The sequence below is a fragment of the Rhizobium sp. R635 genome (assembly GCF_002211285.1).
GTDB lineage: Bacteria > Pseudomonadota > Alphaproteobacteria > Rhizobiales > Rhizobiaceae > Rhizobium.
On sequence record NZ_LOKX01000012.1, the window covers coordinates 24,219 to 37,377 of the forward strand.

Sequence of the window (13,159 nt, forward strand, 5' to 3'; positions counted from 1 at the left end):
CGCGCAAGTTTCAAGAAGAAGAGATGCGATCCGCCAGGCTTCCGCCAAGGGCGGGAACGCATCGTAAAACAGGTGGGAGGTGGCCTTGCTGCGCTACGTGCTAACCCGGTTCGCCATCTGGATTCCGTCCGTTCTCGTGGTGATGCTGGCCGTCTATGCGCTGGCTTTCTACGGCGCCGGCGATCCGATCAAGCTCATCTTCCTGCGCGCGCCGGGCGACGTCGCCTATAATCCGCAGCGCATCGAGGCGATCCGTGAAAGCGCGGGCCTCAACAGACCCTTCATCGAGCAGTTCGGCCTCTACATCTGGAATCTGCTGCACGGTCAGTTCGGCAATTCGCTGACCTCGGGCCGCGCCGTCTGGGCGATGGTCTCGGCTGCCGCTCCCGTCTCGTTCCAGCTTGCCCTCTGTTCCATCATCCTGACGGCCGTCGTCGCGATCCCGCTCGGCATGATCGCCGCGCTGAACCAGAATTCGCGCCTGGACTACGCCATTCTGGGCTCCGCGCTGTTTCTCTGGGCGATCCCGGCCTATGTCGCCGGGCCGTTGCTGATGGTCGGCCTCATCGTGCTGCTGCCCGGCGCGAGCGTGCCTTATGGCTGGGGCGGCATCCTCGATGTCCGCATCCTCTTGCCGCTGCTCGTGCTTTCCTTCCAGCCGATCGCGCTGATCGTGCGCCAGACCCGCGCCGCTGTCATCGAGGTGCTGTCGGAGGATTTCGTCCGGACCGCCCGCGCCAAGGGTGTGCCCGAGATCGTCGTGGCGCTGCGCCATATCCTGCGTCCGGTCCTGACGCCAGTCGTCACGCAGCTCGGCCTGATCATGATCACCATCGTCAACGGCGCCATCTTCGTCGAGCTCGTCTTCGGCCTGCCGGGTCTCGGCCGGTTGACGGTGCAGGCGCTGATCAATTCCGATTATCCGGTCATCCTGGCGATCACGCTGATCGGATCGTTCCTGGTGATGGTGTCGAACCTGCTGGTGGACGTTCTCTATCCGCTGCTCGATCCCCGCGCCAACGATTCAAGAAGGAGCCGCTGACCATGTCCGCCATCCCTCTTTCCACTACCGAAACCGTCGAGGAGCCGCCGGTCAGCCTGTGGCGCGACGCCTGGCATCGGCTGCGCCGCAACAAGCTCGCCGTCTTCGGCCTCGTCGTCGTCCTGATCCTGGCGTTCACGGCGATCTTCGGGCCATACCTCACACCCTATGATTATCTCAGCCAGGACCTCAACGCCCGCAACGCGCTGCCGTCGATGAACCATCTGTTCGGGACCGACGATCTCGGCCGCGACGTTTTCAGCCGTGTGGTCTTCGGTACGCGGACCGCCTTCCTCGTCGCCGTCATCGTCACCTTCTTCGCCGTGCTGATCGGCCTGACGCTCGGCGCGGTGGCCGGTTTCTTCGGCAATCCTTTCGATCGTGCCATCATGTGGCTGACCGATGTCACTATGTCGGTTCCGAACCTGCTGCTCGTCGTCGTCATCAATGCTTCGCTGAAATCGCCGATCACCCGATGGATGGAGGCGCGCTACCTCGAGACCCTCAATCCCTTCTACCGCCAGACCATATGGGTGGATTTCATCCTCGTCTTCGGGTCGATGGCGCTGATCTCCTGGCCGCCCTATGCCCGTCTCGTGCGCGCCCAGGTGCTGTCGATCCGCAGCCGGCCCTATATTACCGCGGCACAGGCGCTCGGCTTGTCGAACTGGGTCATCATCAAACGTTATGTCGTGCCGAATGCGCTTGGTCCGCTGATCGTCTCGGTCAGCGCCGGTCTCGGTACGGCGATGGTCCTGGAAAGCGCCTTCAGCTTCTTGGGTGTCGGGGTCAATCCGCCGACGCCGAGCTGGGGCAACATGATCTCGGACGGCCTTCGCGTCTGGCAGCATTATCCGCATCTCCTTGCCGCTCCGGCGGCCGTGCTCGGCCTTGCCTCGGTTGCCTTCAGCTTCCTCGGCGACGGCCTCAACGACGCGCTCAATCCGCGGGGCAGCAAATGATGGATACGAAAAGCACAGAACGCCTGCTCGATGTCAGGGGCCTCACCGTCGAGATCGACGGCCGCAATGGTCCCGCCGTCGTCGTCGATGGCATCGATCTGCATGTCGATAAAGGCGAAACCCTCGGCGTCGTCGGCGAGTCCGGCTGCGGCAAGAGCCTCACCATGCTGAGCCTGATGCGGCTCCTGCCGAACAAGATCAAAGTCGCCAAGGGATCGGCGACCTTCGACGGCCGCGACCTGCAGACGATGTCGAACGCCGAGCTGCGCAAGGTGCGCGGCGGCGATATCGGCTTCGTCTTCCAGGACCCGATGACCTCGCTCAATCCCGTCATGCGCGTCGGCGACCAGATCTGCGAGCCGCTGATCTATCACCGCCGAATGAAGAAGGCCGAAGCCCGCGCCCGCGCCGTCGAACTGCTGCGCCTCGTCGGCATTCCCGGGCCGGAAGAGCGCCTGCAGGCTTTTCCGCATGAACTATCGGGCGGTATGCGCCAGCGCGTGATGATCGCGATCGGCCTTGCCTGCAACCCCAAGCTCCTGATCGCCGACGAGCCGACGACGGCGCTCGACGTCACGATCCAGGCCCAGATCGTCGATCTGGTGAAGGATCTCAGAGCCAAGCTCGGCATGTCCGTCGTGTGGATCACCCACGACCTCGCGCTGATCGCCGGTCTCGTCGATCGCGTCGCCGTGCTCTATGCCGGCACCGTCGTGGAAGATGCGCCGGTGGACGAGCTCTATGCTCGTCCCAGCCATCCCTATACGCGCGGCCTGCTTTCCTCGATCCCGAAACTGTCGGACCCGCCGGCAAGCCGGCTGAGCTCGATCGGCGGCACGCCGCCGGAGCCCGGCCGCCGGCCGAAGGGCTGCCCCTTTGCGCCGCGCTGTCCGCTCGCCGAGGCGGTCTGTCACGAGAAAGTGCCGCAGCTCGAACCGCTCGCCGGCAGCGGCAAGCATCGCGCCGCCTGTTTCGTCGTCCAGAGAATGCAGGAGGCCGCGTGATGGCTGCTCAACCGCTGCTCAAGGTCGAAAACCTGGTTAAGCATTTCCACGTCAAGCTCGGCGCTTTCGGCGAGCGTTCGGCGACGGTCTATGCGCTCGACAATGTCGATCTCGACATCATGGAAGGCGAGACGCTGAGCCTCGTCGGCGAATCCGGCTGCGGCAAGTCGACGACCGGTTTCACCATTCTCAACCTCTACAAGGCGACCAGCGGCAGGGTGGTTTATAAGGGCCAGGACCTTGCCACGCTCGATGAGAAGCAGATGCGGCCTTTCCGCCGCGACCTGCAGATCGTCTTCCAGGACCCGTATTCGACGCTCAATCCGCGCATGACGGTGGGCGAGGCGATCGGCGAGCCGATGCTCTTTCATAAGCTCTGCGTGAAGGCCGAGCTGAAGGAGAGGGTGGCGACGCTGCTGACCGATGTCGGCCTGCCCACACGCTTTGCCCAGCGTTACCCGCACGAGCTTTCCGGCGGCCAGCGCCAGCGCGTCGTCATCGCCCGGGCGCTGGCTTGCCAGCCGAAATTCATCGTCTGCGACGAAGCGATTTCCGCGCTCGACGTGTCGATCCAGGCGCAGATCATCAACCTCCTGCTCGATCTGCAGGAGAAATACGGGCTAACCTACCTCTTCATCGCCCATGATCTCGCGGTCGTGCGCCACATCAGCACCCGCGTCGGCGTCATGTATCTCGGGCGGCTTGCCGAACTGGTGACCCGCGAGGAGCTCTTCGACAATCCGCTGCATCCCTATACCAAGGCGCTGCTGTCGGCCGTTCCGGAGACCGATCCGGAAGGTGAGCGCACCCGCCAGCGCCAGATCCTGCAGGGCGACGTGCCGAGCCCGCTGAACCCGCCTTCGGGCTGCCGTTTCCACACGCGCTGCCCGATCGCGATGGACGTCTGCAGCAAGGTTATTCCCGCCTGGAAGGAAGCGAGACCCGGCCATCTCGTCGCCTGCCACGCCGTCAATACAGAGCAGATCGCATGACGTTGAAGGCCGCCATTATCGCCGACGATCTGACGGGCGCACTCGATACCGGTACGCCCTTCGTTGCGGCCGGCCTTTCGGTTGCGGTCGCGGTCGACGTCGGGGCGGCGCAGGATGCGATCGCAACCGGCTGCGATGTCGTCGTCGTCAACACTGCCTCGCGCGCGCTTGGCAAACGCGAAGCCGTCGAAGCGGTCCGTACGGCGACCGAGGTGCTTTGCGGCGAGAAGCCGTTGGTCGTGATGAAGAAGATAGATTCCCGGCTGAAGGGCAATGTCGCGGCGGAAAGCCTGGCGCTCGTCGAGGCGCTCGGCCTGAAAACCATCCTGGTGGCGCCCGCCATTCCCGATCAGGAGCGCGTGACCTACCGGGGCTGCGTCGTCGGGCGCGGGGTTCCCAAGCCATTGCCGATCGCCGATCTGTTCGGTCGCGGTGGCGATAATGTCGTCGTTGCCGATGCGGAGGACGATCTTGACCTCGACCAGATCGTCGACGGTCACGACTGGACGAGAACGCTTGCGGTCGGTGCGCGCGGCCTCGGCGCGGCATTTGCCCGCCGGCTTGGCGAAGCGGGGCAGCCTGCCATGGAGTTTGCGGCAAGCCCGCGCACGCTGTTTGCCTTCGGCTCGCGCGACCCGATCACCGCCGTCCAGATGAACCGGCTCGAAGCTTCGGGTGCCCTGCGCATGGTGGTGGACGCCCCGATCGGCGAGATCGGATGCGGGGAGGGGCTGGCGCTGCCGGTCCTCCTTCGCTGCACCGGCGATATGACGGCCGATGCGGGCCTCGTCGCCAGCCGCTTTGCGGCAGGTGTCAAAGCGGTCATCGACGACACAGGGCCCGATATGCTGATGGTTGGTGGCGGCGATACCGCCCTTGCCGTGTTTCAGGCGCTTGGCGTCAGGGTGCTGGCGCCGAAGGGCGAGATCGAGGCCGGTGTTCCGTGGTTTGATGTCACGGCCGGCGACGGGCGGCAATTTCGGTGCGCCGTCAAGTCGGGGGGCTTCGGCAAGCCCGATAGTTTGCTAAGACTGGTTCCTCGGAATCAGGCGGCATAGTAGAATACCGTCGGGGAGAATGACGTGGTTGAAGCGAATGGCGAATCTTTGAACGCGGAAGCCGGCCCGCCGGGCAAGCCCGAACGCGGCAAGGCCGTCAAGCTGGTCGATCGTGTCTTCGACCAGCTGCTGGAGCGCATCCGCGGCGGAAACTACCCGCCGGATTCACGCCTTCCCGGCGAACATGAACTCGCCTCGATGCTGGGTGTTTCGAGACCGATCGTGCGTGATGCGCTGGCGCGCCTGCGCGACCAGGGCATGGTCTATGCCCGCCAAGGCGCCGGCACCTTCGTCAGCGCGCATGGATCGCCGACCACGCAGCTCGCCTATTCGCCCGTCAAAACCATTGCCGATATCCAGCGCTGCTACGAATTCCGCCTGACGATCGAGCCGGCCGCCGCCTATTTCGCCGCCAAGCGCCGCAATGAGCAGGCCATCCAGAAGATCGCCAATGCGCTGGCGGATCTGCGCGAGGCGACCAGCCATCAGCTTCACCGCGCCGATGCCGATTTCACCTTCCACCGCGCGGTGACGGAAGCCGCCAACAATCATTACTACACAGCTTCGATCGATGCGCTGAAAGCCCATATCGCTGTCGGCATGCATCTCCACGGCCTCTCGCTGCTCGGTCCCCGCCAGGGGCTGGAGCAGGTCTATGAGGAGCATAACGCCATCTACAAGGCGATCGCCGACGGCCGGGCCGACGATGCGCAAAGGCTGATGAAGGCGCATCTCGAAGGCTCCCGTGACCGTCTGTTCGAGGGCAGGGTGCTCGACCTGTCGTTCTGAAACGCGTCGCTCGACCGTTAGATTGGGCTGTTTCTGAGCCGACCCCATGACGGGTCCCATTCGACATCTTCGACAAGCTCGACGAAGACGGGGTTGCGGCTGTTGCCTCGGTGGGATTCGGCCAGTTTGAACGCCGCTTCGGGCTCCATCTCCTCGCCGGGAAATATCCTGTCGTTCCGGTCCGTATCCGCGACGTTGCGAACATATCCCCTGACATGGCTGCCCGAGCGATAGAGTTTGACGACCAGCGAACCGGCAGGGACGGCGGCTTGGGCATACCTGATATATTCGGCGACATCCGCCGCCGGATTGTCCGCATCGTCACCCGCTCTATACCAGTGTGCGAGGTCCTGACCTTCCGGACGGCCCTCGCTTTCCCACATCTGGTAGGCGCGAATCCTTCGCGTCTCGTCGTCGATCATCGTTGTTTCCGCCCACCGCTCACTTGTTCAGCTCCTCGGCCATCTGGAGATGATGCTCCAGAGCCGGACGCGTGGCTGCGGCCCATGCCTTCAGCTCGGGATTGTCGCCTTCGTCGCCGTAGCGCTTGAAGAGATCGACCGCGTCTTCATGCGCCGATTCCTGATCCGAGTGATACTGCTTGTTGAAATCGTCTCCCTGCAGGCCGTTCAGCTTGTCGAGCATGCTCTGCTGCTCCGCTGTCATGGCGCTTGGAAGCGTTGCTTTGACCTTGCCGTTCGAGACCAGTGCCTTGAGTTCATCGCTGGTTTTCTGATGATCGGTCACCATCTGCTGCGCGAAGGCCTTGGTCGCATCGTCACCTCGCTCGGCAGCGAGCTTGCTTGAGGCGATTTCGAACATGTCGCTGGCGGCTGCTTCCTTGACGAAATCCTCGGTTTTCGGCGGGACGCCGATCAGGGAATTGACCCCCGACTTTTCGGCTGCGGATTGTGCGAAGGCGGGAACGGCAAGCGAGAGGGCGAGTGAAGCAATGACAAGGTGTTTCATCGGAATCTCCTCTGTTGATGATCCGCCGAACTTTCGGGAAAGCGGAGAGTTCCCGTGCCTCCGCTTCGATATTCGTTCGGCCTCGCCTGGCATAGCCGACCAATGGTCAGCCGGGTTTCTGCTTCTTGATGATGCTGATGGCGCCGCTCACTTCGAGGATTGCAAATTTTATCTCCGCCACGCTCTCGATACCTTCCTGGCTTCGAGCCGCTTCCATGACGTCTTCCTTCTGCAGCCGGGCTCCTTTGAGCGCGCGCTCGTCATAGGCGCCGTCCGTCACGAGGACTGTGGGAACGCCGTCGATGACGTGAGCGGCGCGGGGCCACCATCTCTTGACGTAGGAGAGGCCGATGTCGGTGGTGAACAGCGTGAGGATCAGGATGATGGAGTTGGTGATCGAGAAGTCGTCCCCGAGCATCGCCTGCTGCGTGGTTTCGGAAATCACCAGCACGATGACCAGGTCGAAGGGTGTCATCTGAGCCAGCGTCCGTCTGCCCGACAGACGGATGATCACAAGCAGCGTGAAATAGATTGTCAGTCCGCGAAATACAGCATCCACGGTGACGTCCTCACGGAAAGATGAAAGTCGACTGCGCGCGGGTGTCCGCCCCGATGCCGATGGTGGCGCGACGCGGGCCGGCAAGTTCCGTCTGCAGGCGGAATACGATCTGCGTCGGCCCTGCCGGGTCGGCGGGGAACATGTAGCCTATCCGACCGTCCCGCGCGAAGGTCGCCTTTTGAGGCGGGTCGACGCTCTGAATGGAAAACGTCTGAAGAAAGGCCGCGTCGATCGTGAAAATCCTGTCTTCGGACGACGGCCCGAAGTTCACGACCATATGCTCAGGAGCGTTCCAGCGGGAGATGGTGGGGAAATCCACGGATCCGCCCGGCAATACCAGCGTTTGGCGTGAGAACGGCCCGCCCCTTCCGAGCAGACCCAATAAACAGGCCAGCAGAAGCAGCGTGAAGACGATCCAGGAAATACGTTGAATTGCCCAGAATCTCTGCTGGAACTCGGTGGAGTCGATCATGCCTTCCGGCAGTGCGGGCTTGCGTATTTTTCCCAATGCGCCCTCCCTATGCGTTCCGCATAGAACCTGCGGCGGACGCAAAAGTTCCCGGGACCAAGGAGCGGCCGCCTTCAAGCCGATGCGCTAGAAACCATAGGGAAAAGTTTCCCGGTCACCGGTGTCCGGCTCCGGCGGCCCGAGCGGCGAAAGCGCGCGGGTTTCATCGAACCAGAGGAAGGCATCATATTGCCGTGACAGCGACGTCGGCATGTAATGGCTCAGCCGCTCCGTGTCCGGCCGGTAGATGACGCCGATGAAGCGCTGAAGCCGCTGTTCGACAAGACGGGCGTGCAGTTCCTCGCTGGCTTTGAAATCGAGGAGAAATCGCGGCTTTTCGGAGTCGTGACACAGCCGCTCGCAACTTTCCGGCAGCGATGGATTGACCTGCTTCGTCTCGGCTTGACCGTCCCAGTCGCTTGCGGCGATCACTGCGCCGGAATGCGTTCCCAGTCCAATGAGGCTGGTCATTCCATCGAAACGCTGCCGACACAGCTGGCCGAGATTGAGTTCGTCGCGGGCGGCCGCCATGTCGGTATAGCGGGCGTCGCCGATATGGGAATTATGAGCCCATATGATGATCTTCGCTGCCGGTCCGTGAAACTCGAGCAGATGTTCGATCGTATCGGCCATATAGGTGTCGCGGAGATTCCAGGCTTGGGAACCGCCGTAATACATGACGCGGTAATAGCGCTCGGCTGCGGCGAGCAGCCTTGCCGATTGGGCGGCATTCAGAAAATCGTCGCCATCGGAGGCCGAGTCATCGAGAGACCGCGCCAGGAGTTCGGTGCATTGCTTCAGCACGGCCTCCTCGCATGATCTGTAGGCGTCGGTGAGGACGGCTCTGCCGTAAGTCGCCGGATCGCTCTGCCAGGGGCTGAGGCAGCCGTAGCGTTCCCGGGCGGTCGCCGCCGTCTCCGGGCTGACGCTTTCGAGATAGTCGAGCACGGAGCGGATCGATCCCGACATGTTGTAAAGATCCAGGCCGTAGAACCGTACCGGATCTTTCTGCAAAGTCTTTCGAGGCCGGTTTTCCTCCTTCATCCAGCCGGCGAAGCTGGAAAATTCCAGATTGCGCCACATCCACCTGGGAAATCGGCTGAATGGCTCGCCGCCCTTCGGCGCTTGGCCGTTTATCCATCGGTCGATCGCCGCGGCATCAGGCCAATCTGCTTCGACCGCGATCAGATTGAAGCCGTGATGCGCGATCAGGTGGCGGCTGATAGCGGCGCGGGCCTCGTAAAACTCTGCTGTGCCATGCGTGGATTCGCCGAGCAGAACGATGCGGCTTTCGGCAAACCGGTCGAAAAGGGCTGCAAAGCTCTTGTCATCAAGCGATGAGAATTCTTCCGCCGCATCCGCGATGAACGCAGCGGGCGCCTCTTCCGCAGGCGATGACGGGGCCGTCGCCGTATACATCGGATGTGCGGCGGTCCAGGCGTCTTCCCCGATCAGGGGAACGAACAGGACGCCGCCGAGATCTTCCTCCTCGAAGACGGCGGCTCCGGTCCGTGTGATCCGTTTCAGACGCTGCGCGTCGCCGCGGCCGACGGGAATGATCAGCCGTCCTCCGAAGTCCAGCTGCTCTTTCAAGGCAAGTGGGACCTCGGGCGCGCCGGCGGAAACGATAATCGCATCGAAGGGAGCGGCTTTCGGCCAACCCTTGCTGCCGTCGCCGACACGAACGTCGATGTTGGAGTATCCGAGCCTCTCGAACCGCTCCCTGGCCTGCAGCGCCAGCCGCTCATGGCGCTCGACGGAGTAGACGTGCCTGGCGATGCGGCTGATGAGGGCCGAGGCATAGCCGGAACCGGTTCCGACCTCGAGCACCTTGTCGCCGGCATTAAGGCCGGCCTTTTCGAGCATCAGGGCGACGATGAACGGCTGCGAAATGGTCTGGCCGTCGCCGATCGACAGCGGCGCATCCTCATAGGCGAATTCCTCGAAGCCGGGGTCGACGAAGCTTTCGCGCGGTACCGTGCGCATCGCCTGAACGACACTCCGATCGCCGATACCGCGGCGTGTCAGCTGTTGTTCCACCATACGATCCCGGGCGCGCGTCATATCCATGGATCAACTCCTCGGTCGATCGCAATTTCGGGGAGTGAGAAGAAAGCAAAACACCCGGACGCCCGAAGAGTTCCTGGGGAGAGCGGTTCGCCAGCAGCGCGCCTCCCTGGATATTATATGTCCTCACCTGCCAGAGGCTTGTTCCGGTCGCAACGTCTTGCCGGATGCCGCATCAAAAAGATGAAGCTTCTCCGGCCGAGGGGCGATCGTCACGGCCTGCCCGGGGTCAAAATCGTGGCGTTCCGAGAACACCGCGACCAGCTCGCCCGGCCCGTAGCGCAGGAACACCATCGTTTCATGGCCGGTGGGCTCGGTGACGTTCACCGTCGTCTTCAGCCCGCTTTCGCTGAGCGACAGGTGTTCAGGCCGCATGCCGAGCAGCACGGCCTGGCCGTCGGCGGCTTCCGGCGTGAAACCGAGGGCAATCTCGTCGCCGGCCTCGGTGACGAAGATCGCGCCGTCGGCCTTGTAGCGGCCTTTCAGCAGGTTCATCGACGGCGAGCCGATGAAGGTTGCGACGAAGGTGTTGCCGGGGCGGTCGTAGAGTTCCAGCGGTGTGCCGATCTGTTCGACCTTGCCGCCCTGCATCACCACGATCTTGTCGGCCATGGTCATCGCTTCGACCTGGTCGTGGGTGACATAGATGGTCGTGGTCTTCAGCCGCTGGTGCAGTTCCTTAATTTCCTTGCGCATCTGCACGCGCAGCTTGGCGTCGAGGTTCGAAAGCGGCTCGTCGAACAGGAACACCTGCGGCGACCTGACGATGGCTCGGCCCATCGCCACGCGCTGGCGCTGACCGCCCGAAAGCTGGCGCGGATAGCGGTCCAAATAGGGCACGAGGTCGAGCGTTTCGGCCGCCGCCTGCAGGCGCTGCTTGATGAGATCGGCCGGCTGCTTCTGCAGGCGCAGCGCGAAGACCATGTTTTCGGCGACGGTCTTGTGCGGATAGAGCGCATAGCTCTGGAAGACCATCGCGATGTCGCGGTCCTTCGGCGGCAGGTTGTTGACGACCTTCCCGCCGATCGAAATGGTGCCGCCGGTGATGCTTTCCAGCCCCGCGACCATGCGCAACAGGGTGGATTTGCCGCAGCCGGACGGGCCGACGAGCACGACGAATTCGCCGTCGCGAATGTCTATATCCACGCCATGCAGGACATTGACGGCGCCGTAAGCCTTGCGCGCCCCTGAAATATCGACCTCAGCCATGTGCCTCCCGCTTGCTGTCCAGCGCTCCCGGGCAGCCCCGGAAGCATGCATGCCTTGCCGCGTATTCCAGAGCATCCGGCCGGCAAAACCGTCCTCTGCGCCTGCCCGAAAACACCCGTCAATCGTCCTCCGTGAAACGTTTCATTTCTTGTTGACTTTTTCAGCGCGCCGTCTGATCCTCCGTCGCGAGACCGGGAGGAAGCGGTTTCAAGCAAGATATGAAACGTTTCATTTCTTGCTTACCAGATAGTTCTGCACCAAGCCAGTCTTAAAATCGGACTGGAGCCGGCCCGTCAGATCGGCTGCCGGCAGCGCTAGGAAACGTGGAGGAGGAAGACATGAAAGTCGAAATATACGATGCACTGATGCGCCGTCAGGCAAGCCGCCGCGACGTTTTGCGCGGAACGGCGAGTGCCGCGGCCCTGCTCGGTCTGTCCGGCGCGATGGGCGGCATTCCCGGCATGGCATTTGCCGCCGATGACGTGCGCGCCCAGATCCTGCAGATCCCGGGCGTCGGCAAGGGCTCGCCGACGGATGCGGACTGGCAGAAGGTCGGCGAGCTCTGCCTCGGCCCGACCAAGGCCAATGTCAAGCAAGGCGAGTTCGCGGGCGTCGAGCTGACTTTCATGGGGCTCAACAACCAGAATCTGCATAACTTCCTGTTCCGCGGTTTCCTGAAGCCGTGGGAAGCCTATACGGGCGCCAAGATCAACTGGATCGACCTTGCTCAGGCCGATTACAACGCCCGCCTTCAGCAGTCGATCGCGACCGGCACGGTCGATTTCGACATTCTAGAAATGGGCGCGCCCTTCGAAGGCGACACCGCCGGGCGCGGGCTTCTGGACGAGATGCCCGACTGGGCTGCAAAGCAGATCGAAGCCGACGACCTGGTGAGCTACCTCAAGCCGCCGGTCGGCACCTGGGACGGCAAGACCTATCGCGTCACGATCGACGGCGACTGCCATACCTTCGCCTATCGCAAGGATTACTTCGGCGAGGGTTCGATCAGCGGCATGGCCGAGCCGCCGAAGACCTGGCAGGAGGTCAATGCGGCGTCCAAGGCGCTGATCGGCAAGACCGATCCGCTGACCGGCCAGCCGGCTTACGGCTATCTCGATCCGCTCAAGGGCTGGGGCGGGTTCGGCTTCTATTTCATCGAGAACCGCGCGACGGCCTATGCCAAATATCCCGGCGACCCGGCCTGGCTGTTCGATCCTGAAAACATGAAGCCGCTGGTCAATAACCCCGCCTGGGTCCAGGCGATCCAGGACGTCCTGGATCTGATCGCCGCCAAGGCCTATCCGGCCGACCAGATCAACGCCGACCCCGGCACCACCGCCTTCTCTCAGTTCCTGGCGGGCACCGGCGCAATGCTGATGTGGTGGGGCGACGTCGGCTCCAGCGCTCGCACCTCGGACACGTCGGTCGTGGGCGATGTGGTCGGCTTCGGCATCAACCGCGGCTCCAACCGGGTCTACAACCGCAAGACCGGGCAATGGGAAGACAAGTACAACGAAGCGCCCAACATGGCCTATCTCGGCTGGGGCATCTACGTCACCAAGCAGGTCTCCGGCGACGAGAAGAAGCGCAAGGCCGCCTGGTCTGCCGCCGCCCATCTCGGCGGCAAGGATCTGTCCCTGTGGACGTCGGCCTATCCTTCCGGCTTCCAGCCCTATCGTCAGTCCAACTTCAACTACGACGAATGGGAAAAGGCAGGTTACGACCGCGCCTATATCGAGGACTATCTCGGTTCGAACGCCGACAGCTACAACCATCCGAACGCCGCCATCGAGCCGCGCATTCCCGGCATCTTCCAATATTACTCCGTTGCCGAGGACGAACTGGCAAAGGGCTTTGCCGGACAGTATAAATCAGCACAGGAAACCGCGGATGCGATCGCGGCTGCCTGGGAAAAGATCACCGACCAGATCGGCCGCGACAGCCAGCTGAAGCTTTACCGAGCAAGCCTCGGGCTCTGATCGCTCACTCATACGCGCTGG

The 13,159-nt window shown here is 62.8% G+C and carries 13 protein-coding genes and 1 pseudogene; 7 read left to right on the top strand and 7 right to left on the bottom strand.

The annotated features are described in order from the left end of the window. Positions 1–85: 85 nt before the first annotated feature. Genes ATY78_RS10840 through ATY78_RS10865 form a run of 6 tightly spaced genes read left to right on the top strand, consistent with a single transcriptional unit; the run spans position 86 to position 5,847 of the window. On the top strand, positions 86–1,042 hold the full coding sequence (locus ATY78_RS10840) for an ABC transporter permease (RefSeq protein WP_088682346.1): 957 nt from the start codon (positions 86–88) through the stop codon (positions 1,040–1,042). A gap of 2 nt (positions 1,043–1,044) precedes the next feature. Beyond that, complete coding sequence (locus ATY78_RS10845; protein ID WP_088682347.1) at positions 1,045–2,004, top strand: ABC transporter permease; 960 nt, start codon at positions 1,045–1,047, stop codon at positions 2,002–2,004. Next, positions 2,001–3,008, top strand: a complete 1,008-nt coding sequence (locus tag ATY78_RS10850) for an ABC transporter ATP-binding protein (protein ID WP_088682348.1) — start codon at positions 2,001–2,003, stop codon at positions 3,006–3,008. The genes ATY78_RS10845 and ATY78_RS10850 overlap by 4 nt, the downstream gene beginning before the upstream one ends. Further along, on the top strand, positions 3,008–4,000 hold the full coding sequence (locus ATY78_RS10855; protein ID WP_088682349.1) for an oligopeptide/dipeptide ABC transporter ATP-binding protein: 993 nt from the start codon (positions 3,008–3,010) through the stop codon (positions 3,998–4,000). The genes ATY78_RS10850 and ATY78_RS10855 overlap by 1 nt, the downstream gene beginning before the upstream one ends. Continuing rightward, on the top strand, positions 3,997–5,058 hold the full coding sequence (locus ATY78_RS10860) for a four-carbon acid sugar kinase family protein (RefSeq protein WP_088682350.1): 1,062 nt from the start codon (positions 3,997–3,999) through the stop codon (positions 5,056–5,058). The genes ATY78_RS10855 and ATY78_RS10860 overlap by 4 nt, the downstream gene beginning before the upstream one ends. Positions 5,059–5,082: 24 nt before the next feature. Next, a complete protein-coding gene (locus ATY78_RS10865; RefSeq protein WP_008523284.1) occupies positions 5,083–5,847 on the top strand; it encodes a FadR/GntR family transcriptional regulator in 765 nt (254 codons plus the stop codon). A gap of 17 nt (positions 5,848–5,864) precedes the next feature. Here ATY78_RS10865 and ATY78_RS10870 read toward each other — a convergent pair whose 3' ends face one another. From ATY78_RS10870 to ugpC, 7 genes and pseudogenes are all read right to left on the bottom strand, one after another. Then, positions 5,865–6,131, bottom strand: coding sequence for a hypothetical protein (locus ATY78_RS10870; protein WP_245313567.1), 267 nt, complete (start codon positions 6,129–6,131; stop codon positions 5,865–5,867). A 52-nt stretch (positions 6,132–6,183) separates the two neighbouring features. Beyond that, positions 6,184–6,269, bottom strand: a pseudogene (locus tag ATY78_RS29045) (DUF2934 domain-containing protein); the annotation flags it as partial. Positions 6,270–6,288: 19 nt separating this feature from the next. Further along, complete coding sequence (locus tag ATY78_RS10875; protein ID WP_088682352.1) at positions 6,289–6,816, bottom strand: DUF4142 domain-containing protein; 528 nt, start codon at positions 6,814–6,816, stop codon at positions 6,289–6,291. A gap of 106 nt (positions 6,817–6,922) precedes the next feature. Beyond that, on the bottom strand, positions 6,923–7,375 hold the full coding sequence (locus ATY78_RS10880) for a YetF domain-containing protein (protein ID WP_088682353.1): 453 nt from the start codon (positions 7,373–7,375) through the stop codon (positions 6,923–6,925). A 10-nt stretch (positions 7,376–7,385) separates the two neighbouring features. Continuing rightward, complete coding sequence (locus ATY78_RS10885; protein WP_245313535.1) at positions 7,386–7,883, bottom strand: hypothetical protein; 498 nt, start codon at positions 7,881–7,883, stop codon at positions 7,386–7,388. Between the two features lie 87 nt (positions 7,884–7,970). Then, the gene (locus ATY78_RS10890; RefSeq protein ID WP_088682354.1) at positions 7,971–9,953 is read right to left on the bottom strand and encodes a protein-L-isoaspartate(D-aspartate) O-methyltransferase; all 1,983 of its coding nucleotides are present in this window, start codon (positions 9,951–9,953) and stop codon (positions 7,971–7,973) included. A gap of 123 nt (positions 9,954–10,076) precedes the next feature. Continuing rightward, on the bottom strand, positions 10,077–11,159 hold the full coding sequence (gene ugpC, locus ATY78_RS10895; RefSeq protein ID WP_088682355.1) for a sn-glycerol-3-phosphate ABC transporter ATP-binding protein UgpC: 1,083 nt from the start codon (positions 11,157–11,159) through the stop codon (positions 10,077–10,079). A 338-nt stretch (positions 11,160–11,497) separates the two neighbouring features. On the opposite strand from ugpC, the gene ATY78_RS10900 reads away from it, so the two are divergent. Further along, on the top strand, positions 11,498–13,138 hold the full coding sequence (locus tag ATY78_RS10900; protein WP_088682356.1) for an extracellular solute-binding protein: 1,641 nt from the start codon (positions 11,498–11,500) through the stop codon (positions 13,136–13,138). Positions 13,139–13,159: the final 21 nt, after the last annotated feature.

Bases quoted from the DNA above. Each gene is read 5' to 3' on its own strand.
- ATY78_RS10845 (WP_088682347.1), top strand. From the start codon at position 1,045: ATGTCCGCCATCCCTCTTTCCACTACCGAAACCGTCGAGGAGCCGCCG.
- ATY78_RS10850 (WP_088682348.1), top strand. From the start codon at position 2,001: ATGATGGATACGAAAAGCACAGAACGCCTGCTCGATGTCAGGGGCCTC.
- ATY78_RS10855 (WP_088682349.1), top strand. From the start codon at position 3,008: ATGGCTGCTCAACCGCTGCTCAAGGTCGAAAACCTGGTTAAGCATTTC.
- ATY78_RS10860 (WP_088682350.1), top strand. From the start codon at position 3,997: ATGACGTTGAAGGCCGCCATTATCGCCGACGATCTGACGGGCGCACTC.
- ATY78_RS10875 (WP_088682352.1), bottom strand. From the start codon at position 6,816: ATGAAACACCTTGTCATTGCTTCACTCGCCCTCTCGCTTGCCGTTCCC.
- ATY78_RS10890 (WP_088682354.1), bottom strand. From the start codon at position 9,953: ATGGATATGACGCGCGCCCGGGATCGTATGGTGGAACAACAGCTGACA.
- ugpC (WP_088682355.1), bottom strand. From the start codon at position 11,159: ATGGCTGAGGTCGATATTTCAGGGGCGCGCAAGGCTTACGGCGCCGTC.
- ATY78_RS10900 (WP_088682356.1), top strand. From the start codon at position 11,498: ATGAAAGTCGAAATATACGATGCACTGATGCGCCGTCAGGCAAGCCGC.